Annotated in this window: 17 protein-coding genes; 15 read left to right on the top strand and 2 right to left on the bottom strand. The window is 39.6% G+C overall.

Translation table 11 applies throughout. The annotated features are described in order from the left end of the window. Positions 1-70: 70 nt before the first annotated feature. The 5 genes from WNY79_RS01160 to WNY79_RS01140 all read left to right on the top strand — a co-directional run bounded on the left by WNY79_RS01160 (position 71) and on the right by WNY79_RS01140 (position 7,376). The gene (locus tag WNY79_RS01160) at positions 71-1,801 is read left to right on the top strand and encodes a cache domain-containing protein (RefSeq protein WP_342874863.1); all 1,731 of its coding nucleotides are present in this window, start codon (positions 71-73) and stop codon (positions 1,799-1,801) included. Beyond that, positions 1,794-3,158 carry a sigma-54 dependent transcriptional regulator gene (locus WNY79_RS01155; RefSeq protein ID WP_121955124.1) on the top strand — a complete coding sequence of 455 codons (1,365 nt, stop codon included), beginning with the start codon at positions 1,794-1,796 and terminating at the stop codon, positions 3,156-3,158. Before WNY79_RS01160 ends, WNY79_RS01155 begins: the two co-directional genes overlap by 8 nt. A gap of 177 nt (positions 3,159-3,335) precedes the next feature. Further along, positions 3,336-4,292, top strand: a complete 957-nt coding sequence (locus tag WNY79_RS01150; RefSeq protein ID WP_197184892.1) for a porin — start codon at positions 3,336-3,338, stop codon at positions 4,290-4,292. A gap of 9 nt (positions 4,293-4,301) precedes the next feature. Then, positions 4,302-5,777 carry a DASS family sodium-coupled anion symporter gene (locus WNY79_RS01145; protein ID WP_342874862.1) on the top strand — a complete coding sequence of 492 codons (1,476 nt, stop codon included), beginning with the start codon at positions 4,302-4,304 and terminating at the stop codon, positions 5,775-5,777. Between the two features lie 180 nt (positions 5,778-5,957). Next, positions 5,958-7,376 (top strand): coniferyl aldehyde dehydrogenase, encoded by a 1,419-nt coding sequence (locus tag WNY79_RS01140; RefSeq protein ID WP_342874861.1) that lies wholly within the window; start codon positions 5,958-5,960, stop codon positions 7,374-7,376. Positions 7,377-7,510: 134 nt separating this feature from the next. Here the strand turns inward: WNY79_RS01140 and WNY79_RS01135 are convergent, their stop codons facing one another. Then, complete coding sequence (locus tag WNY79_RS01135) at positions 7,511-8,236, bottom strand: tetratricopeptide repeat protein (RefSeq protein WP_076925612.1); 726 nt, start codon at positions 8,234-8,236, stop codon at positions 7,511-7,513. A 928-nt stretch (positions 8,237-9,164) separates the two neighbouring features. On the opposite strand from WNY79_RS01135, the gene WNY79_RS01130 reads away from it, so the two are divergent. From WNY79_RS01130 to WNY79_RS01100, 7 genes are all read left to right on the top strand, one after another. Further along, positions 9,165-10,028, top strand: a complete 864-nt coding sequence (locus WNY79_RS01130; protein WP_342874860.1) for a DUF6279 family lipoprotein — start codon at positions 9,165-9,167, stop codon at positions 10,026-10,028. An 84-nt stretch (positions 10,029-10,112) separates the two neighbouring features. Beyond that, positions 10,113-11,141, top strand: a complete 1,029-nt coding sequence (locus WNY79_RS01125; RefSeq protein ID WP_304180811.1) for an XdhC/CoxI family protein — start codon at positions 10,113-10,115, stop codon at positions 11,139-11,141. After that, entirely contained in the window at positions 11,135-11,752 is a 618-nt protein-coding gene (locus WNY79_RS01120; protein ID WP_024598553.1) for a nucleotidyltransferase family protein, read from the top strand. Before WNY79_RS01125 ends, WNY79_RS01120 begins: the two co-directional genes overlap by 7 nt. Positions 11,753-11,852: 100 nt before the next feature. Then, positions 11,853-12,341: a (2Fe-2S)-binding protein gene (locus tag WNY79_RS01115; protein ID WP_007582016.1), complete on the top strand. Its 489-nt coding sequence runs from the start codon at positions 11,853-11,855 to the stop codon at positions 12,339-12,341. A gap of 12 nt (positions 12,342-12,353) precedes the next feature. Further along, positions 12,354-14,645 carry a molybdopterin cofactor-binding domain-containing protein gene (locus WNY79_RS01110; protein ID WP_342874859.1) on the top strand — a complete coding sequence of 764 codons (2,292 nt, stop codon included), beginning with the start codon at positions 12,354-12,356 and terminating at the stop codon, positions 14,643-14,645. A gap of 186 nt (positions 14,646-14,831) precedes the next feature. Then, on the top strand, positions 14,832-15,803 hold the full coding sequence (moaA, locus tag WNY79_RS01105) for a GTP 3',8-cyclase MoaA (protein ID WP_170071385.1): 972 nt from the start codon (positions 14,832-14,834) through the stop codon (positions 15,801-15,803). Positions 15,804-15,971: 168 nt separating this feature from the next. Further along, positions 15,972-17,009, top strand: coding sequence for a GGDEF domain-containing protein (locus WNY79_RS01100; protein ID WP_170071386.1), 1,038 nt, complete (start codon positions 15,972-15,974; stop codon positions 17,007-17,009). A gap of 10 nt (positions 17,010-17,019) precedes the next feature. Here WNY79_RS01100 and WNY79_RS01095 read toward each other — a convergent pair whose 3' ends face one another. Next, positions 17,020-17,958: a LysR family transcriptional regulator gene (locus tag WNY79_RS01095; RefSeq protein ID WP_076925596.1), complete on the bottom strand. Its 939-nt coding sequence runs from the start codon at positions 17,956-17,958 to the stop codon at positions 17,020-17,022. A 119-nt stretch (positions 17,959-18,077) separates the two neighbouring features. Here WNY79_RS01095 and WNY79_RS01090 point away from each other — a divergent pair, with 119 nt between their 5' ends. Genes WNY79_RS01090 through WNY79_RS01080 form a run of 3 tightly spaced genes read left to right on the top strand, consistent with a single transcriptional unit; the run spans position 18,078 to position 23,814 of the window. After that, the gene (locus WNY79_RS01090; RefSeq protein ID WP_342874858.1) at positions 18,078-19,247 is read left to right on the top strand and encodes an efflux RND transporter periplasmic adaptor subunit; all 1,170 of its coding nucleotides are present in this window, start codon (positions 18,078-18,080) and stop codon (positions 19,245-19,247) included. Between the two features lie 9 nt (positions 19,248-19,256). Then, positions 19,257-22,409 (top strand): multidrug efflux RND transporter permease subunit, encoded by a 3,153-nt coding sequence (locus WNY79_RS01085; RefSeq protein WP_342874857.1) that lies wholly within the window; start codon positions 19,257-19,259, stop codon positions 22,407-22,409. Next, positions 22,402-23,814 carry a TolC family protein gene (locus tag WNY79_RS01080; RefSeq protein ID WP_342874856.1) on the top strand — a complete coding sequence of 471 codons (1,413 nt, stop codon included), beginning with the start codon at positions 22,402-22,404 and terminating at the stop codon, positions 23,812-23,814. The genes WNY79_RS01085 and WNY79_RS01080 overlap by 8 nt, the downstream gene beginning before the upstream one ends. Positions 23,815-23,816 lie beyond the last annotated feature (2 nt).

Genomic DNA, 23,816 nt, shown 5'->3' with positions numbered 1-23,816 from the left:
ATCTCTGCTAGAGATTAGCCGTTACACTAGCGCCCTAAAATTTTCTTGGCTATTTTTTTGCGAGCTATCCATGTTTTCCTTTTCTAAAAAAATTATTACTATTTTTGTGTTACTCGTACTTATATTAGTTGTTACGTTTTGGCTTGGTAGAGCTCATGATGTTGAGCAAGCAACTTACCAGGCTGAACGCCAAGTTACGCAATTAAATAACTATATTGATACTGAACTTGCTCGTTTTTCTGCTATTCCACAGTTACTTACCTATAACTCGTTAATGATAGACTTTGTTGATGCGCAGCCACAGCACTATAACGCTATTAATAACTACCTTGCTGATATTCAACAAGCCAGCGGTGCATCAGATATTTTTGTACTAAATACTCAAGGCGAAGTTATTGCCAGTAGTAATTGGCAAGCAGATTACACTTTTTTAGGTAGTAACTTTGCATTTAGACCTTATTTCAAACGTGCGTTTGCAGGCGAAAAAGTAGCGTATTTTGCACTAGGTATGCGCTCTAAAGAGCGTGGTATCTACTTTTCACAGGCTGTATATCGCGATAATAAAGCCATTGGTGTTGTTGTGCTAAAAGTCAATGTAAGCAAATTTGAGGACGACAGAGAGCTTTTAAATACGTCAAAGGGCAGCCACTTTTTCTTACAGCTTGCAGATGACGTAATTGCAATGTCAGATATGCAAACGTGGCGATTAAACAGCTTCACTGATCTTGATATAACTATGCGCAGAGATATTAAATCTCGTCGGGCTTATTTAGATCATCAACCTTTGTATATAAAGCAGTTTCAATTTTCTAATGAAGGTATTAAACATTTTAAAATAGATAAAAAACTTTACGTAATATCGCAAAGACCTTTACGATATTTTAATGCCACAATGAACGTACTCGTTGATATAACAAAAGTTAATTCTGCCCAACTGCCTCGCTTATTTTGGGTATCTATTATCTGTAGCTTGATAATTATTATTAGTTATATTTTATTAACTCGGTTTGCGGGCTATAAAAAGCTGGTGTACTCCAGACATAGCCTTGAACTTGAAGTACTTGAGCGCACTCAAGCTTTGGAAAAAGTACAAACAGCCTTAGTGCAATCTGCAAAGCTTGCGACAATAGGACAGTTAAGTGCAGGAATTAACCACGAAATAAACCAGCCGCTCAGTGCTATTAATACTTATTTAGCTTCGGCAAAGCGTTTATTAGCGAAAGGAAATACTTCAGCATTAGCTGAAAGCTTAGTGGTGATTGAGGGATTAGTTGATCGAGTGCATCAAATTGTAGGTCAACTAAAGCATTTCAGTAAACCTTCAAAAATGCAGCTCAGACCTTACCCGCTTGCAGGGCTTGTTAATAACGCCTTAATGATTTCTAGCGCGCAACTAAAGCAAGATAACGTACAAGTAGAGCCACCTCAATTTGATGAAGCAGTCGTTGTATGGGTCGATTCGCTGAAGTTTGAACAAGTACTTGTTAATTTAATTACGAATGCTAGCCAAGCTATGAACGGCGCAATTATTCGTAACTTAAGTTTTCAGTTGGAGTGTTTTGAAGAGCGTGTAAAACTGTCGATTTTAGATACAGGCTCTGGTATTGAGCAACATGCATTTAGTCATTTATTTGAACCTTTTTACAGCACTAAATCAAGTAATGGTCTAGGCCTTGGTTTATCCATATCAAAACAAATAATTGATTCGTTTAATGGATGTTTGAGCGCACACAACCGGCTAGAGGGAGGGGCTGAATTTATAATTAGCCTTTCTAACAGGCAGGAAAATACAGATGATTGACAGCCTACCTTGTAATCACATAATAGTCATTGATGATGAAGCAATGATCAGAGACTCTTTAAAGCAACTGCTCACTCTCGAAGGGTACACCGTTGAGTGCTTTAATGACGCAAGTACCGCTCTTAGCAAACTCAATAGGCGCTTTGCTGGAGTTGTGCTGAGCGATATAAATATGCCGAACATGGATGGCTTAACGCTTTTAGAGCAAATAACGGCTTTTGATAGTGAGCTCCCTGTAATATTTTTAACTGGTTACGCTGATGTATCGATTGCAGTTAAAGCGATGCAATTAGGTGCGTATGATTTATTTGAAAAACCGGTTAACGAACATCTTCTTGATTGCATAGCACGAGCGTGCGACAAACGAAGCCTTGTTATGGAGAACCGCGCATTAAAAGTGGCTGTACAGAAAACCTCAGCCCCAGGTGTACGCATACTAGGTGATACACCTAAAATGCAACACATGATGCACTTGTTAAATACAATTATAGATACCCCAACCGATGTGATGATTGAAGGTGAAACTGGCACAGGTAAAGAGCTGGTAGCGCGTTATCTACACGATCAAAGTAATCGATCTAGCTGTAATTTTGTTGCTATTAACTGTGGCGCAGTACCAGAGCAATTAATAGAAAGCGAATTGTTTGGTGCAGCAAGTGGGGCATACACCGGTGCTACGCAAAGTCGAAAGGGTAAGTTTGAATTTGCTCAGGGCGGTACGGTATTTTTAGATGAAATAGAAAGTACCCCAATGTCGCTGCAGGTTAAGTTACTACGCGTATTAGAAGAGCGAAAAGTAACACCTGTAGGCGATAACAAAGCAATTGATTTAGACATCAGAATTGTTGCAGCGACTAAAGTAGACTTACTTTCTTTAGTTGAAAAAGGTGAATTTAGAGCAGATTTATACTACAGACTCAGCTTAGTTAAAGTAAATATACCGCCTCTACGAGAGCGAAAAGCAGATATACTTTTATTGTTTAAGCATTTTAGCTCAATTGCAGCTACTCGCTATCACAAAGCACCAGCGCCCTTAAACAGTGAATTACAACAGCGTTTATTAGCTTACGACTGGCCTGGGAATGTGAGAGAACTTAGAAACCAAGCTGAGCGTGCTGTGCTATTAGGCGTTGAACTGGCGTTTTCGGTCACAAAAACACAAGGTCAGGGTGAGCTTTCGCCCGATTTAAGTTTGTCAGAGAAAGTATCATTTTACGAACAATCACTAATTGAACATGCACTTGAGATAAACCATGGAAGTATTAAAAATACCATGGAAGCATTACAAATTGCCCGAAAAACGCTTTACGATAAAATGAGTAAATATGGGCTCAACCGCGATATGTTCATCGATTAAAATGTGTGGATAAAGTGACATAGCCTGGTTTTTAATGTGCGGTAATCCGCACAATCTTGTATAGATAAAAACCACAGCTAGTGTCAAGATTATGAAATATATACCATTTACATCATTGGCAATGTGTTTGCTTAGTTAGAGTCGACAATAAGTAGATTCTAATAATTAGGACACACAATGATAAGGTTCAAACACACTACTATTTATCTAGCTTCACTGAGTTGCTTAGCTACATTTTCGCATACTGTTTTAGCGGTTGATTATACCGTTTATGGTAAAGCTGAAGTACAAATTGCAAATACTGATACAGGCACTATGCGATACGCAGATGAGGGTACGCAAATAGACGCGCCGTTCTCGCGTATTGGTATTAAAGGCGACCACAAACTTAACGAATACCTAAGCGTTGTTTTTAAATACGAAGTACAAGTTAAAGGGTTTGAGGAAGACGACACCGATGAGCCTTTTACTGCACGTAATACTTACTTGGGCTTAAAAGGTGCGTTTGGTGAAGTTGTAGTAGGAAGAAACGATACACGCTTTAAATACTCTGAAGGAAAAGTTGATAACTTTAATGAAACTCAAGCCGACATGGCACAAGTTATTGCAGGGCAAGATCGCCTCGGAGACACCATAACCTACACTTCAAGCTATTGGCATAATACACAGTTTTCGTTTACTTACGCGCCTAAAGACGATAATAAAGATAATGAAGCCGGTTTTGCTGCTACGCTTATTTATGGCGATCGTAATTTAAATAACACCCCGTATTATGTGTCACTAAGTCATGTTGATTCACTTAATAATATTACAGCAAGTAGACTTGCAGGCGTTTATAAGTTTAAGCAATTACAGTTAGGCGGCTTATACCAGCATTCGGAATCAGTGGATGGCACTAAATCTGGTAATGGTTATGTATTGAGTGCAAGTTATACGCTTGACAAGTGGGTACCAAAGATTCAATTTGCTAAAGATGACTCTACACTTCGTCAAGTTTCTGAGGCAACGCAATGGAGCACAGGCCTTGACTATGTATTTGATAAGCAGACAACAGCTTACCTTTTATACACCGATCTTAATCTAGAAGAACAAGACGACAACAGTGTTGCGCTTGGTCTTAAATATAAGTTTTAGAGGCTTATCATGACAGACAACATACTGACGCAAGAACCCGATAAGAAAAAACATTTTCAATGGCTTTTTTTAATACTAGGGCCTTTAGTAATGCTATTAACCTGTTTATTCGATCCGCCAACAGGTATGTCGGTTGCGGCATTTAAAACTGCAGGCTTAGCATTTTGGATGGCATCGTGGTGGGTGAGCGAAGTTGTACCAATTCCGGCAACTGCATTGCTACCATTGGTAATATCACCACTAGCTGATATAGCAGCAATAAAGAGTGTGGCTGCACCGTATGCACACCCGCTAATCTTTTTATTTTTAGGTGGGTTTTTAATTTCCATTGCTATGGAGCGCTGGGGTTTACATAAACGTATTGCGCTTAGCACTATGCTATACGCAGGTAAAAAACCAAGCCTACAAATTTTAGCTATGATGTTGGTTACCGCATTTTTGTCGATGTGGATGTCTAATACGGCTACAGCCGTAATGATGCTGCCTATTGCACTTTCGATTACCAGTTTAGTTAAACAATCAGACCCTGAAAATGAAGGTTTTGGTAAGGCTTTACTGTTATCAATCGCTTATGGTGCAAGTATTGGTGGTATTGCTACTTTAATCGGCACTCCGCCTAACGCTTTAATGGCTGCTTACTTATCAGACAGTTATCAAATAGAAATTGGCTTTGCGCAATGGATGATTGTAGGTGTACCTCTGTCTTTAAGCATGCTAGTTATTAGCTGGGTTTGGCTTACTAAGTTTGCGTATAAAGTAGATGCTAATGTTAAAAACGATCAGAAAATTGATACAAAAGCGGTGTTTACAACTCAGCTAAAAAATCTTGGAATAATGCAACGTGCAGAAAAAGGCGTGTTGTTTGTATTTGTACTTGCTGCACTTTGTTGGATATTTAGACCTTTATTAGGCGATATTACAGGTCTTAATATTTCAGATACTACAATTGCAATTGCTGCGGCATTGCTGTTGTTTGTAATGCCAGCGAATAAAGGCAAAAATGAGCGTATTCTTGATTGGCATCACGCATCAGAGGTACCGTGGGGCGTACTACTTTTGTTTGGAGGCGGATTAACATTAGCGTCTCAAATAAAATCATCAGGCCTTGCTGATTTTATTGCCCAAATGATAGAGGGTGTAAGTACTATTCCACTTGTTATGAGCGTACTTGTTGTTGTGGCATTAATTACGTTTTTAACGGAGATCACGAGTAATACAGCAACTGCAGCTGGCTTTCTTCCTTTGTTAGGACCCGTTGCAGAATCTATTACAGGTTCGCCACTTGTATGGGTTATTCCTGCCGCTATTGCATGTAGCTGCGCGTTTATGATGCCAGTAGCGACACCACCAAATGCCATTGTATTTGGCTCAGGGCAAATTCAAATGCGCGACATGATAAGAGCGGGCTTTATACTAAATATTGTTGCTATTGTATTAATTACGCTAGTGACAATGACTATAGCAGCTCAAGTATTTGGCTTTTAAAGCTGTACTAAATCAACCTATACCAGAGTAGCTTTGTTTATATTTACAGTTTTAAACAAAGCTACTCTTTATACTTATTTATATTGCTTAAGAAGCTCTTTTTTAGATAATTAGTGTTATTGCTCGAAAAACAGAACAAGGTTATAGTCTGCGGTAACTTTAAAAATTGAGTAATCTATTTTGAGCACCGACACACTACAGGCAATGCCTTTAATTCCCCAATTTGATGAATTGCAAAAAAGCTTTCTCGAAACGCCTCACTTGCCAATTGATAAACGTCTCGTTTTATTAAAAAAACTTCGTGTACGTATTGTTGAACTTGAGCAAGAGCTAGTGGATGCTGCTTCAAAAGACTTTGGTTATAGAACTGCTTTCGATACTTTACTTGGCGATATATTACCTACGGTGCAAACGCTCGCACACATTATTAAAAAGCTCCCAAAATGGGCAAAGCCAAGTAATCGCTCTGTTGGTTTAAGCTTGTGGCCTTCAAAAGTAAGTGTTAATTACCAGCCCAAAGGTGTGGTTGGTATTATTGCACCGTGGAATTATCCGATTCAGTTAGCGTTAGTACCTGTGTTTACTGCCATAGCTGCCGGTAATAGAGTCATGCTCAAATTAAGCGAGTTTACACCTCACACAAACGCCGTTATCGAAAAAATATTTAAAGACGACATGCAAGCGCATTGTAAGATAATACAAGGCGGCAGCGATGTAGCCGCGCAATTTTCATCGCTCCCATTAGCTCATTTATTATTTACGGGCTCAACGGCCGTAGGTAAATTAGTAATGGCTTCGGCGAGTCGTAATTTAACACCCGTAACGCTCGAACTCGGTGGTAAATCGCCAGTTATTATTACGCAAAATGCCGATATTAAAAAAGCGGCGCAAGCCATACTGTTTGGAAAAATGGCTAATGCAGGGCAAATATGCGTTGCTCCCGACTATGTATTTGTACCCAAAGCGCTTGAGCATCAGCTGGTTCAGCAATTGTGTGAGCTGTATAAAAAGCATTTTAAAGACGGTGTTGAAGGTAAAAACTTAACTTCTATTATTAGCGATGCACACTATAAACGTTTAGCAACTTATTTAGAGCAAGCACAAGAGCTTGGCGCAAACATTATTAAGCCACTTGAGCAAAACCAGCAAGATGAGCAAAAACATCGTATGGGGCTGCACTTAGTGACTCAAGTGACTGACGAGATGAGCCTAATGCAAGATGAGTTATTTGGTCCAATATTACCAATAATGAGTTACGAAAAGCTCGACACTGTAATTGATTACATTAAAGCGCATCACCACCCATTAGCGCTTTATATTTTAGGGCAAGATAAGCACGCTCAAGAATACATTATGAAGCAAACAATCAGTGGCACTGTGGCAATAAACGATACGTTAGTGCAAGTAACTGCTGACGATGCCCCTTTTGGTGGTGTAGGGCATTCAGGAATGGGGCACTATCATGGTATTGAAGGTTTTTTAACGTTCAGCCACGCTAAAAACACCTTAGTATCAGGCTCATTTAATCCTCGTATTAATCTGTTACTTAAACAAAGTAAACTTATTATTAAGCTATTAAAATGGCTTTATATAAAATGATAGGGTGTTGATTTTGTAAAGTTGAATAGATTTTATTTTGCTAATCAAGATATATTAAAAAGGCTGAATTACGTTATGTAATTCAGCCTTTTTAGATTAGCTTCAAACTAAACTCTTAAACTCTAAAATAAGACTTAAAATAAGCGACCTTCACCAGCATAAGTACCCACTTGTATTTTTGCATAAATGGCATCGGCTTTTTCTTTAGCTTCTTCAATTTCTTTAGGTAGCATTTTACGCTCATCAAGTTTGCGGCTATGACTTGCTTGCATGTTGCCATTGTACTCGGCAATAGTATTCCAAATGTATGACTTTTCTAGATCCTTTGGCATGCCTAGACCTTCAAAATACATTAGCGCTAAATTAAATTGAGCCAAAGAGTAATTATTAGCGGCCGCTTTTTCATACCAATTACGCGCAGCTTTATAATCTCGAGTCACACCTACGCCGTTGGAGTACATTACCCCTAAATTAAACTGAGCCGCAGGCAGGTTTTTATTGGCTGCTTGTTCAAATAAGGTAACAGCCATTTGGTGATCAAGTTTAACACCTTTGCCTTCGTCGTATAAAACTGCTAGAGCAAACATTGAATCCGGGTGGTTCTTTTTTACGCCTTGTTGATAAAGCGCAGCTGCTTTGCGGTAATCGCGCGTTACACCGTATCCACCTTCATATAATTTAGCTAGTTCGTAAATTCCTGGTGCAAAGCCTTTATCGGCAAGGTATTGAAATTCTTTTAGGGCGACTGCAAATTCACCTTCGTTTGCTGCTTTTATGCCATCTTCTAATGTTGCATGAGCAAAGGGGCTGGCAAGCAAAACGCCAGCTAGAACGAGTGATTTCAAATTAAACTGTGACATATTAATGTCTCCAATTAGTAATAGTTACAATAGGTATTAACGCCTGTTTATCTTTCTAGTTTAAATTTGTGCTGCTATTTAGGTTCGCTTTTTGTTGCTCGGTTTTTAATGAGCCTACTAGGTTACAAACTTCGTGCGGCGATTAATACCAACCTGCATAAATCTTTGATCAATTTAACGAATTAAATTGCACTATAACGTCGTTAAAAATTTTCATTTAGAACAACTAGATACAAAAACTTTTGCCTAGTTCTAGCGTAATTTCTTTAACGTTAAATAGACCCCATATATAAGCAGATTGGTATAAATAGCGCCTAGATAGAACAAATTTTAATGCTAAAAGGTCAACAGGCCATAGTTGAATGCTAAATTATTAAATTTTTGCACTATTTGCGCATTTTAAACGTTTAATACTCAATGCATTTAAGTAGAGACTAAATCGGTTACTATAAATAGATGCAAAAAAGGGTGTCTACTGTTATGTTTTACGCCAGCTTTAGCGTAAACGCAAGGCGATACCTTATCAGATCGTGCGTATAAAATGTAAATAACAGCACGGTGGACTTTTAAGGTAAGTAAACGAGTTTAGAAGTGTAAGATACAGATTTTATAGAAAATTTAAAGAAATAAAAAAAGCCCGTTAGGGCTTTTTTGAATCATATTAACCGTCACTAATATGAGCAATGTAGCAAGTAAATGTGATATTTGATGTTATTACTTGGGTCGAGTAAGTAATAACACGAAGCGGCACGCTCTTCTTTTAATGTGTCAGCATCCTTGCTGAATATTCTTCCGTAGGCATTGAGGTCGTTACACTGTGTTTGTGCGAACGATTATCAGTTAGATCTAAATGTAAGTCAACACTTAAATGATAACTATTATCAAATGAGTTTTGAGCTTTGCCACAATCTAAATAATAGAGAAGGTTATGCTTAAAAATTTCAAAGCAAAAAAACTAAAACAGATATGCCTTGCTGTAAGTATGTTGTTTTTATGTAGTTGTTCGGCATCTTTTACTTACAATAATTTGAGTTGGCTTTCGTCATTTTGGGTAGATGATTATATTGATTTAAATAAAACACAAAATAAGCAGCTTAAAAAGATCATTAACACGACCCAAGCGTGGCATAGAAGTACGCAGCTACCAGCCTATAAACAAGACATTCAAAATATTAAGGCACTTTTTAACAACACACTAAGCATTGAGAAGTTAAAAGAGCAGGTGGTTTTTGCTAAAAAGCATTGGCAAAACCTACTTGAATACGCGCACATGCCTTTAGCCGAACTGGGTGCAACTTTATCAAGTGAGCAAAGAGAAGAACTTTTAAACAATATTCAAATAAAAATTAACGACGAACGCGAAGAGTTTAACGAACAAACCCCGCTTGAGCGAAAAAGTGAGCGCCTGGAAAAGCAATTTGAATACTACGAGCAGTGGATAGGCAAGCTTAATAAACAACAAAAAGCGCTGATTAAATCAACTAATGAGCAACATCAAGACTCAGGAACGCTGTGGCTAAAGTACAAGCAAAACCGTTTGAATGCAGCCAAGCAGGTATTTACAAATGCTGAAATTACAGAAAAAGATTTTATAAATCAGTTAAGTACGGTTATTAAAGAGCGCGAACTCTATATGAGCGACGCACTATTGAAAACCAATGAAGCAAACTTAAATTTATATATAAATTTACTCTACGAATTAAACTCAACTCTAAATGATAAACAACGCCAAAGCGTTAATGAGCAATTTGATGAGTTAATTGAGACCTTAAACGATATAATAGAGGAGTAAATTGTGCGTGAATTATTAAGTTTTAGATTAGCTGTTTAGGCTGGTTTGTTTTTAAACGCAAAAAATGCTTTTAAAGGGCAATATATGGTTACAGATTTAAAAAGTATCTTAAACACTTGGTATAAAAATAGGGACAACCAAGAATGGGTTTTAGCTACTTTGTACAAAATTGAAGGCTCTAGCTACAGAAAACTAGGGGCTATGATGCTTATATCTAGCCTAGGCGAGCGCTTGGGGATGCTTTCAGGTGGCTGTTTAGAAGCTGACATACAGCGCCATGCTAAACAAGTAATGAGTACTTTAACAAGTAAAACCATCAGTTATGATGCCACCGATGAAGACGATTTAACATTTCAACTTGGTATTGGTTGTGGGGGCATAGTACACATTTTACTGCAGCCCATTCACAAAGCTAATGACTATTTACAGTTAGAGCTTGTATCTAAAGCACTTAATGAGAATAAACCAGGGCGATACCTTCAACAGGTAAGCCCCATTTTGCCAGCCGGTAGTGGTGTATTTACGCAAAATGATGAGTTACATGGTTTATCAATGAACCGCAAAGCGCAGTTAATAGAATTAAAAGGCGCTACGTGCTTACAAACTTCTATTTATCCGCCGCCTCATTTATTAATAGTGGGTGGTGGGGCCGATGCGGTTCCGGTTTATACATTTGCCAAACAACTTGGTTGGAGTGTAACTGTATGGGACACGCGTGCAGCCAATGCAAAAAGGCAATATTTTAAAAATGCAGATGCTATTTTGCGCATCACACCGAGTGAGTTAAGAGAATATTGCATAACTAATAAAGTCGATGCGGCTATTTTAATGGCTCACAGCGTTGAGCTTGACGCGAGTACGTTAGCTCAATTTAAAGATGTTTCTTTTAAATATATAGGGTTATTGGGTCCTAAGCACAGGCGTGAACAAGTTTTAGAGCACGCGAATACGCGTGTTTCACAAATAAAGTCTCCTGTTTTTGGGCCTGTCGGTTTAAATTTAGGCGGCGACTCGCCAGAGAGTATTGCACTATCGCTGATCAGCGAAATACATGCAGTGCTGTGTGACAAAAACGCCCAATCGCTAAGCCATTGGGGGCAAGAGGAGTGCTAATTGCAAAAGTTGTTTTAGCCGCAGGGCAATCATCTCGCTTTAACGGCTGTAAATTAACGGCTGATATCGGGTTTGGCAAAACAATGATTGAACATGCAGTAAATACACTTCAAGCACTTGATGACACGCCCGTGTATGTAGTTACCGGGGCATGGCATAAAGAAGTAGCACAAGTACTGACCGGTTATAAAAACATAGAGCTAATTGAGAACAAGCAATGGAGCCAAGGTTTAGGTAATTCAATCGCGATAGCGTCTCAAACTGTGTTTAAAAATAAGTCCTTCGATGGGATTTTATTTATGCTCGCGGATCAGGTTGAGCTAAAAGTAGCGCACTTAAGTGAGCTAGTTACTGGTTTTACACGTAATCCATCGCGCTGGTGCGCAAACTATGGCGAGCGTTTAGGTGTACCCGCTATATTCCCAGCGGTTGATTTATCTCAGCTTGCAAGCTTAACTTCGGATAGAGGTGCACAGCAATTATTGCGCTCTAGTCGTGAAGTTGTTAACACAATTAGTTTAAGTAGTGCGAGTTTAGATATAGATACGCAAGAGCAATTAAGTGAGTTTTTAAGTAAAACAGAATATAAAAATTTTAATGAAAAAATATAACGAGTAGGGTCGTAGTTATATTTTTAATAGCTATAGTCACTTTTGAAGCTGTTCGTATAGTTTAAAAGTGACTATAGAAATCGTAATTAAGGGGCAAGCTATGGTGACGTTTACAATTAATGGCAAGGTGGTCGAATCACACGCAAGTGAAGATACACCATTGTTATGGGTTATTCGTGATGAAATTGGATTAAAAGGGACGAAGTTTGGTTGCGGTATTGCAATGTGTGGTGCGTGTACAGTGCATTTAGATGGGCAAGCAACTCGCTCATGTGTTTTACCAATTGGCGCAATTGCAGGAAAAAACATCACCACAATTGAAGGGCTTAATAACGAACACCCACTGCAAAAAGCATGGGTTGAAGAGCAAGTGCCACAGTGCGGTTACTGTCAGTCGGGGCAAATAATGCAAGCGGCCACATTACTGGCAGCTAACCCAAGTCCTTCAGATGAAGAAATAGTAAGCCATATGAATGGTAACTACTGTCGCTGTATGGCTTATAAACGTATTAAAACTGCTATTCAACGCGCTGCAGATGAGTCACAAAGTGTAGTAAATATATTTGATCCAAATGCACAAGACGCTTAACTGGAGCCGATAATGAAAAAATTATTTCAAAAAAATAGCGAAACCGTTAATTTAAATCGTCGCTCGTTTATGATTGGCACTGCTAGCGCAGGTTTAGTCATGGCGTTTGCCCCTGCGTTATTTTCGGGTTCGCTCAGTGCAAAAGAGTCAATTGCGCAACAGGCTTTTTCACCAACCATTTGGTGGACTATGAGCACCGACGGCGCCGTAGAAGTAAGTATTGCTAAAGCTGAAATGGGCCAACATATTGGTACTGCTCTTGCGCGTATTGTGGCTGATGAGCTTGAATGTGATTGGGATAAAGTATCAATTACCTACGTAGATACTCATGAAAAATGGGGCTTTATGGTAACGGGTGGTTCGTGGTCTGTATTTCAAAGCTTTAAGCCATTATCTCAAGCCGGTGCTGCAGGTCGAATTGCATTAATAGACGCAGGAGCGAAAATGCTCGGCGTACCTGCAGATAAATGTCGTGCTGAAAAGGGCTATATAATTTCAGGCGAAAAATCGGTTAGTTACGCTGACATAGTCAAAAAAGGCGAGTTTAATCGTACATTTACCAGTGATGAAGTTGCAAACCTGCCACTAAAACCTGCTAATAAGCGTCATTTAACAGGGCTTAAACAAGACTTTAAAGCGCTTGATATACCAGCCAAAACAAATGGCACTGCGGTATATGGTATAGATGTAGAAGTTGAAGGCATGCTGTACGCGCGACCAGTAATACCGCCAACCCGCTATGGCAGTACAGTAACAAACGTTGACGATAGTGCAGCAAAAGCTATTAAAGGTTACAAAGGCTATGAAATTTTAAATGATCCTAGTAACACAGTGCAAGGCTGGGTTGTTGTATTAGCTGACAGTTACCCAAGCGCCATTAAAGCAGTAGATGCTTTAAAGGTGAGTTATAAAAAGGGTGAGTCAGCAAATATATCTGAAGATGATATTCAAAAAGAAGGTAAGCGATTATGCGAGCAGCGCGACTCGGGTACTTTATTTGTTGATGAAGGAGATATAAAGAAAACACAAGCAGACGCCAGTGAGTCGTTAGAATCAATGTATACCACAGCGACAGCGAGTCATTATCAGCTAGAGCCACTTAATGCGGTTGCAGAATTTAAAGACGGTAATTGGATTATTCATACTGGTAACCAATGGCAGTCACTTACGTTACCTGCGCTTGCTAAAGCACTTGAAATAGAACAAAACAAAGTAATTATTCGTCCTTATTATTTAGGTGGTGGTTTTGGCCGTCGATTATTTGGTGACTGGACCGTACCTGCAGCTCTAACCGCAAAAGCAGTAGGTAAACCAGTAAAATTGGTATTTACACGAGCAGACGATAGTTTATTCGATCAGTCTCGTTCTGCATCTGCTGCAAAAATGACAGCGTCGTTTGATAAAAACGGTACTTTTACTGGTTTAGAGCATGCATTTGCTGCAGGTTGGCCTACTAAAGCTATGGCACCAGGGTTTTTATCACCGGGTGTTGATGGCAAAGGTAAATTTGATGCATTTTCGGCATCGGGCGCTGATCATTGGTACAGCATGAGCAGTCATCGTGCACGCGCTATTAATAACGAAGTTGCACAAAGCACCTTTACTCCAGGTTGGTTACGTTCAGTAGGACCAGGTTGGATTGCATGGAGTCTTGAGTCGTTTATTGATGAAATTGCCCATAAGCAAGGCAAAGATCCAGTTCAATTTAGAATTGAAATGTTAGACGGTAAAGGCAAGCAAGCAGGAAAAGCACCTGAGAGTGTAGGTGGAGCACTGCGCTTACGTAATGTGCTTAAAACAGTGTCAGACAAAGTAGCTTCTGTTAAATTAGCTAAAGATGAAGGCATTGGCTTTTCTGTAAGCTCAGGGCAAGAACGTACTATGCCAGCATGGCTTGCAACCGCAGCGCATGTTCATGTTAACCGTGATAGTGGTAAAATAACGCTTAAAAAGCTTTATGTTGTTGTAGATGCGGGCTTAATAGTTCACCCAGATGGCGCACTAGCGCAAATTGAAGGGTCGTTACTATGGGGCAGCAGCCTTGCATTGCATGAATCAAATACGTATAAAGATGGACAGGTATCAGCGACTAACTTTAATACTTATTTACCGCTAAGGATGCAAGACGTACCAGATATTGACATTGAATTTTTACAAAGCGATGAATTTCCAGTTGGTTTAGGCGAACCTGGCGTTATAGGGGTGGCTCCTGCGATTGGTAATGCTGTATTTAATGCAGTAGGCGTGCGTTTACGTGATCTACCAATGAAGCCAAGCGAACTTAAAAAAGGCTTAGAAGCGTAAAACAAAAATAACTAAAGGGGTGTGCTTTATGCAGCCCTTTTTAGTTATTAAATATATTTATGTAATTATTATTTATGTATCAATAAGTAGCGTTGTTTATACCAATTCGCTTAATTAAATGATTAAGTATTATTGCAAATTGGTATTAGGTTATTATTACTTGTTGATATTAGTTAAGGTTTATTTATGCTAATCGACCCAACAGGGCGAGAGTTTAGTTACTTACGTTTGTCTATTACTGATGTATGTAATTTTAAGTGTGTTTATTGTTTACCAGATGGTTATCAGGGGGGGCCAGACCGTGGTTTTCTCACAATTGATGAAATTAGCAATACGCTTAAAGCGTTTGCGCACCATGGTATTGAAAAAGTAAGGATCACTGGCGGAGAGCCAACTCTTAGAAAAGACTTTATAGATGTTGTTCGCGCGGCAAAAGATGTCGCGGGCATAAAAAAAATTGCAATGACTACCAATGGTTTTTCTCTTCATAAGAATATCCACGACTGGGTAGATGCGGGCTTAAACGCCATTAATGTAAGTATTGATAGCTTAGATCCGCGCATGTTTAACACCATTACTGGGCATGACAAATTTACCTCAGTAATGAAAGGTATTGATACTGCGCTTGAAACGGGTATTGATTCGGTAAAAATAAACAGTGTGCTGATGAAGCAATACAACGCGAAAGAGTTTGATACATTTTTAAATTGGGTTAAACACCGTCCCGTTACTATTCGTTTTATTGAGTTGATGCAAACAAACGACAACAAAGCCTTTTTTGATGCTAACCATGTATCTGGGCAAGTTTTAAAAACTCAGCTATTGCAAACGGGTTGGCAGCAAGTTGCGCGTAGTGCATCAGCAGGTCCTGCTCAAGAGTTTGCTCATCCTGATTATCAAGGCAGAATTGGTTTGATCATGCCTTACAGCAACGACTTTTGTAGTACCTGTAACCGATTAAGGGTTACAGCAAAAGGGAACCTGCACTTGTGTTTGTTTTCTGAAGAGGGTATTTCGCTAAGAGAATATATGAACGACAGTTCAAACAGTAAATTAATGGCGTTGCTATCTCGTTATATTAAAACCAAAAAGCCAACTCACCTTTTACACCAAGGCAATACAGGTATTACGACTAATTTATCAATGCTAGGTGGCTAGCTTTTAAAGCTACCTAGAAAAGTAAAAGCACTAAACGTGTTCCTAAAATACACTACATTATCCCTAAAAGGTAAATAACTGGTTGTATCTACATGGTTTTATATCAACAAAGCTTGTTAAATTGTATTTTCACGTTAAACTTACTTTTATTTTTATTAAGTGATTAGAATGGATATCGCCGCCCTTAATAGCACTAAATCATTAAGAAAAGACGTTCTGCGAGGAATGTGTCTTTGTTTTGGTTCTTTATCGGTAGGATTTGCGGGTTTTAATTTAACCGTAAATAACTTTCCATTGCTTGGCTATATCGAAATCTGTTTTTCTATTTATTGTATATTTACTTATATTTCACTTATACGCCGTCCACTACAGTTTTGGCAATCCTTGATAATGTGTGTGCTCATAACGCTAATTGTTATTTTGGGTACATCTTTAGCATCGCCTCGTAATGCTGTGTTTGTATGGTCGTTTGCATTACCTATTTTGTACTACCTGTTATTAGGTAAACAATACGGTGTAATTTTCTCTGCAAATTTATTAGTTATCCAAGTGTTTATTTTAGGGAGTAAGTCTACTCTTGCCCCTTTTGAAAATTTTAACCTATCTCTTAATTTAATCTGTGCTTATTTTAGTATTTGGGCGATTTCTCATGTTTTTGAAGGGAGCCGCTCACATTTTTCAAAGCGCCTTAAAAATTTAGCATTACTTGATCCGCTAACGGGTGCAGGTAATCGCCTTTCAATGAACCACTACTTTGAAGTTGAACTACAAGATAAATCACAGCTATATTTGTTTTTACTCGATTTAGACTTTTTTAAGCAGATAAATGATGAGCATGGTCATGGTGTCGGTGACCAAGTACTTATCGAAGTGGCCACTTTACTAAGAGTTGAGCTTCCTAGAGGGTATGTATTTAGAGTAGGCGGTGAGGAGTTTGCTTTATTTAGCGCTTTTGCAAATGAAGAGGCCGCACTTAATACCGCTGAACAAATAAGGGCACGTTTTGAAAATACAACATTTGACATTGACGGCCTTGCTATTAATGTGACAACAAGTATTGGTGTCGCAAAATTTAAAAGTACTAATTCATTGGAAAGCTTTGTAAACCAAGCGGATAAGCAGTTATACAAAGCAAAACAGTTTGGCCGCAATAAAGTGTATTGTAAGTTTAAACAAGAACACGACCGTGAGGCGGTAGTTGCTTAAGTAGGGTCACTTAGTACATTTGCTCAAAATTGGGGATCCCATTTTCCCAAATCGGTTTGTCTTTTCCTAAATGCTCGCGCACAGCATCAAAAAACAACCGGGTCCTTACTGGTAAATCTCGATGCGGATATACGGCATACATCGCACTAAACTCCATGAGTTTCACATCTGTTAATAAAGGCACTAGCTTACCTTGTATTATTTCATCACCAATAATAAATGCAGGGGCGACAAAGTAAGTTGTGCCCGATAACGTTTTCATTAACAATGATTCTGCATCGTTTGCACGAAACACACTTTTTATTTTTTGCTCGCAGCGTTCACCTTTACTATCGTAGTAATCTATAGCTTCTACTCGAATAGAATTACTGGCATAGCTTGCTGCTGGTAATTGCGCTAACTCTTCCATTGTTTTTGGCATACCATAAGTTTCAATAAACTGTGGCGCAGCTAAAATTAATAACCGGTTACGCGCTATTTTACGTGCAATAAGTGACGAATCTTTAGGCTCACCTACACGAAAAGCCAAATCAAATCCTTCAGAGACTATATCTACTAATCTATCGTCTAAACGCAGTTCAACTTCTACTTGAGGAAAGCGTTTTTGAAAATCATTAAGTACAGGTTGTAAATAACGACGACCAATAAGTGTTGATGAAGTGATTTTTAACACGCCGCGCGGTTCTAAATGGTAGTTTTCGGCCATGCGCACAGTTTCGCCAAGCAGCTCTCTAAGCTCTGCTGCTTTTTTGATCATTTCGGCGCCTGCCGCTGTGAGCGAAAATGAACGTGTGGTTCGGTTGAGTAACCTAACACCTAACTCATCTTCTAAACGACTAATTTGCTTGGATATAACAGAGCGATCTATGTTGCGTATTTCTGCAGCTTTTGCAAAAGAGCCTTGCTCAACCACTTCAAGTAACATTAAAAGTCGACTTGTTGTATCCATTATTACACCTTAATTAATCTATTGATGCCATTTTGGCATTAATGAATTTAAAAATCTATGGTTTTTACACACGGGTTTAATCCGTATTATGCGAGGCTAATCAACAATGGAGCGTCTTCATGAACAAACATCTAATTGCTGCTGCACTTACTGCGGCATCTTTAACACTTGCGGGTTGTGCTGATGAGAGCACAGCTCAATCAGCACCTGCACAGCAACTTCAACCAATTGATGTAGCACAGGTGCTTGTTAAGCCGGTACAAAGCTGGCACACATATACAACGCGTTTAGAGTCTCCACAAGAAGTTGCTTTAATGCCGCGTGTATCGGGAATCATCGATAGCATTGAATTTAAAGAAGGCGATGTGGTTAAAGAAGGCGATGTTTTATTTCAATTAGATGCTCGTCCATTTGCTGCTGTGGTTGCTAGTTTAAAAGCGCAAATCAACAGCGCAGAAGCGGCCTTAGAGCAAGCTCAAAGTGAAGACAAACGTGCGGTACGCTTATTAGACCGTAAGGCAATTTCTACTGAGCAAGCACAAGCGCGTACTTCAACACTACGTCAACGCGAAGCACAGCTTTCTGCACTTCAAGCACAACTAACCTCAGCAGAGCTTGATTTAGAATTTACGTCAGTTGTATCACCAATTGATGGCATTATTTCTCGCGCAAATATTACTAAAGGTAACAATATACTTGCGGGTCAAAGCGTATTAACGTCAATTGTTTCAAACCAAGCTATGTACGCTTATTTTGATGTTGATGAACGCACCTGGAATAGCTCTTTCAATGATGTTACTGCTGCGAGCCATCAAACTGTTGTAATGCAAAAGGTCGGTCAAAACGATTTTGCATACAAAGGCTACATTAACTTTATTGATAACCAAATTAATTCATCGACAGGTACATTACGTGTACGTGCGGTATTTAATGAAAGCAGCAACCAATTACGCGCAGGCTCGTTTGCACGTATAAAGCTGGCTGCAAATTCTATTAGCGACGCGATTATTATCCCAGAACGTGCAATTGGTACCGACTTAAAAAATCGTTTTGTATTAACGGTTGGCGAAAACAACGTACTTGAATACAAGCTTATCACTACAGGTGAGCGTTACGGTGCATTACGTGCGGTTACATCAGGCCTTAATGAAGGTGATGTTATTGCCGTAAATGGTCCTGCTCGCGTAGGCCCTGGTATGCCAATCTCTCCGCAAACCGTAACAATTGATACCAGCGGTGTAGCATTTACATTGTCAAACGACAACGCACAATTTGTGGCTAAGCAATAAGGTTTATTAATGAAATTTTCGCATTTCTTTATACAGCGCCCAATATTTGCGGCCATGCTGTCATTGGTTATTTTAATTGCTGGTGGTATATCACTATTCCAATTACCAGTAAGTGAATATCCAGAAGTAGTTCCTCCAACTGTTGTTGTTACCGCTAACTACCCGGGTGCTAACCCAACCGTTATTGCGCAAACAGTGGCAACACCGCTGGAGCAAGAAATTAACGGTACTGAAAACATGTTGTATATGTTTTCGCAAGGTACAAGCGATGGCCGTATGACATTAACGGTGACCTTTGCGTTAGGTACCGATTTAGATCGTGCTCAAGTACAAGTACAAAACCGTGTAAACAGTGCACTTCCGCGTTTGCCAGAAGAAGTACAACGTTTAGGTGTTGTAGCCGAAAAATCATCGCCAGATTTAACCATGGTAGTGCATTTATATTCACCTGAAAAAACGCACGACACAGCGTACTTATCTAACTATGCCGATTTAAACATTAAAGATGAAATTGCGCGTTTACCGGGTGTAGGTGATATTCGCATGTTTGGTGCTGGCAAATACTCAATGCGAGTATGGCTAAACCCAGATGCACTTGCTGCACGCGAATTAACAGCAACAGATGTAGTAACAGCACTTCGCTCGCAAAATCAGCAAGTTGCTGCCGGTAGCTTAGGTGCGCAACCAATTTCAAACGACAGTCAATTTCAAATATTGTTAAACGTTAAAGGTCGTTTAAACAGTATTGAAGAATTTGAACAAGTTATTATTAAAGTAGGCGACGAAGGTCAGTTAACGCGTTTATCTGATATAGCCCGTGTTGATTTAGGTCAAGATACTTACTCACTACGTGCAGAGCTTGATAACCAACCAGCTCTTGCAATGCCAATATTTCAGCGCCCTGGTTCAAACGCTATTGAGCTTTCCGATCAAGTACGCGAAACAATGGCGCGCTTATCTAAAGATTTCCCTACTGGTGTTGAATACGACATTGTGTACGACCCTACAGTATTTGTTCGCGGCTCAATTGACGCGGTAATTGCCACTTTGCTTGAAGCAATTGTGCTGGTAGTTATTGTTGTTATTGTATTTTTACAAACGTGGCGTGCATCTATCATTCCGCTAATTGCTGTGCCTATTTCACTCATTGGTACGTTTGCAGTAATGCAGTGGTTGGGCGTGTCAATTAACACCTTATCGTTGTTTGGCTTAGTATTGGCCATAGGTATTGTTGTAGATGATGCGATTGTAGTTGTTGAAAACGTAGAGCGTAATATCGAAAAAGGCTTATCGCCACTTGAAGCGACCCGTGTTGCAATGAGCGAAGTAACAGGCCCTATTATTGCAATTGCGCTAGTACTAAGTGCTGTATTTATTCCTACTGCTTTTATTACCGGTTTATCAGGTCAATTTTATAAGCAATTTGCACTTACAATCACAATTTCGACGATTATCTCAGCGTTTAACTCATTAACGTTATCGCCTGCGCTTGCTGCATTGCTATTAAAATCGCATGATGCAAAACCAGATGCGTTCACGCGTTTACTCAATAAACTGTTTGGTCGTTGGTTGTTTAAACCATTTAACCGCGTATTTAATCGTGGTGCTAAAGGTTACGAAAAACTGGTACAAAAACTAATTCGTATGACTGTTGTTGTTATGGTGGCTTACATTGCACTTGTTGGCGGCACAATTAAGTTATTTGATTCTGTACCAGGTGGCTTTATTCCACAGCAAGATAAACAGTATTTAGTGGCTATTGCGCAGTTACCTGACGCTTCAAGCCTTGACCGCACTGAAGATGTGCTTTCTCAAATGCAGCAAATTGCATTAGAAGTACCAGGCGTTGCCCACACAGTTGCATTCCCTGGCTTATCAGTGAACGGTTTTACTAATAGCCCTAACAGCGGCATTGTATTTACACCACTTGAAAGCTTTGACAAACGTACCGATCCAAGCCAATCAGCGATGGCGATTGCGGCAGAGTTAAATAAACGTTTTGCTGCCATTGATGAAGCGTTTGTAGCGGTATTCCCGCCGCCGCCAATTCAAGGTTTAGGTACTACCGGTGGTTTTAAACTGCAAATTGAAGACAGAGCAAACAAAGGGTTTGAAGCCTTATTTAATAGCTTGCAAGCCGTAATCGGTAAGGCGCAACAAGACCCTGCATTAATGGGCTTGTACTCAAGTTTCCGTATCCAAGTTCCACAAATGGATATTGATATTGACCGTGAGCAAGCGCTTATTCAAGGTATTCCACTTGATGAAGTATTTAACGCACTGCAAATTTACTTAGGCTCTGTGTACGTAAATGACTTTAATATGTTTGGCCGTACGTACCAAGTAAATGCACAGGCTGATGCTGACTATCGCTTAGACCCTGATCAAATACTTAATTTAAAAGTACGTAACCGCTCAGGTAATATGGTGCCACTGGGGTCTGTACTAACTGTAACTCCAACGATTGGTCCTGACCGTGTTATGCATTACAACGGTTACCCAAGTGCAGAACTAAATGGCAGCCCAGCGCCAGGTTATAGTTCTGATCAAGCACAAATTGCTATTGAAAAAGTACTCGCAGACACACTACCAACAGGTATTGAATATGAGTGGACTGAAGTAACATACCAACAAGTACTTGCCGGTAACACCATGGTTTATGTATTCCCGTTAGTTGTATTACTTGTATTTATGGTACTTGCAGCGCAGTACGAAAGCTTACGTTTACCACTGGCAATTATATTAATTGTACCAATGACTATTTTCTCAGCCTTGTTAGGTGTGTGGTTTGTTGGCTCTGACAACAACATATTCACCCAAATAGCATTAATAGTACTGGTCGCGTTGGCTTCTAAAAATGCGATATTGATGGTTGAGTTTGCAAAAGATAGACACGACTCAGGCTTATCGTACTTAGAGGCAATACTTGAGGCATGTCGTATGCGCTTGCGCCCAATATTAATGACGTCGATTGCATTTACAGCAGGTGTTGTACCGTTAGTACTTGCCACCGGTGCAGGCGCCGAAATGCGACATGCAATGGGTAACGCCGTATTCTCAGGGATGATAGGTGTAACCGTGTTTGGTCTATTATTCACGCCGGTATTTTATATGTTAGTGACTAACAAAAAAGAGAAAGCGCAGGAGAATACTCATGACTAAATTAATGCAAAAAAGACTTAAAACAAGTCTGACTGCCAGTGCGGTATTAGTCGCTGCGTTTTTAGCCGGGTGTGCGAATAAAATAGACACCATGAGCGAGCAAAAAGCCGTTAACGAATTTGTTGCCAAAGCTAATATTGCTAGTAACGTTAGCGTTGCTGATGAAACAAACTGGTGGAAAAAGCTTAATTCTGATCAGCTAAATGAACTTGTTACTGGCGCACTTGCAAATAACTATAATTTGCAAACAAGCCAGCTAACACTTAAAAGTGCATTAGCGCGTTTAGGAGAGCAAAAAGCCCAATACCTACCGCAAGGTGGCGTAAATGTTGGCGCAGCTCGAAGCGATGCACCAAGCGTGTTTGACCGCCAATCAAGTGCAAACGTTGCACTTGATTGGCAACTAGATTTATTTGGTCGCATAACGGCGTTGGTTGATGCTGCAAATGCATCGGCCATGAGCCAAGCAGAGCAAGTACGTTTACTGCAAATTGAAGTTGTTTCGTCAGTTGTTAAAGGCTTTGTAAGTTATCAAGGAAATGTTGAAAAACAACACATTGTTACGCTTCAAATAGAAGCGCTTGAGCAAAGTATTGACGTTCTTCAAGCTCGCGTTGACGAAGGTGTAGCAAATGAGCTTGATTTAAATCGTACGATGGCGCAGCTTAGGCAGCAACAAGCACTAATGCCTGCTATTGAATATGCAAAATACAGCGATTTATCTGCACTTGCAGTACTAAGCGGTAAGTTAACGCAAAATATTGCTATTGAAAACGAGCAAAGCGTGCTGGAACGTGACTTTAGCGTCGCACTAAAAAACGCTAATAATGCCATTGCCTTACGCCCAGACATTAGCCGTGCATTGTTTGATTTTAGCCAAGCAAATAGTTTAAGTGTTGCAGCAAGTAAAGCACTATTACCCGATATTAGCTTATCTGCATTTGCAGGGGTTGTGAGTATAGATAGCACAGGCTTAAAAAATACCGACCAACAGTGGCAAGTAGCGCCGCAATTGCAATGGTCGTTATTAAGCTACCCAGCATTATTAGCACAGCGCGACGCGCAGCAGTTTTTAAGTGAAGCCGCTTACAGCGATTATCAACAAGTGGTATTAACTGCACTAAGTGAAAGTGAACTTTCATTGCAATTATTGGTCAATCAAGCACAGCAAAAACGCTTTGCCGATGAGCGCTATGACTTTGCTAATAAAGCATTTTTACAAGCACAAGCAATGTACGAAGAAGGTCAAATTCCTTACCTTGAGTTGTTAGATGCGCGCCAGGATGTTTTAATAGCACAAGAAAATGCTGTTGAAACAACAATTTCTTCACTGCTTGCCAAAGTAAATGCTTACCAGTCATTTAATGGCCAATGGAGTTATGCGTTAAACGACACTAATAAGTAGAG

Source organism: Pseudoalteromonas sp. AS84 (genome assembly GCF_038900255.1).
In the GTDB taxonomy this organism is placed as follows: Bacteria; Pseudomonadota; Gammaproteobacteria; order Enterobacterales; family Alteromonadaceae; genus Pseudoalteromonas.
Note: the sequence above shows the minus strand (reverse complement) of the source record. Positions and strands in the feature narration are given on the sequence as shown.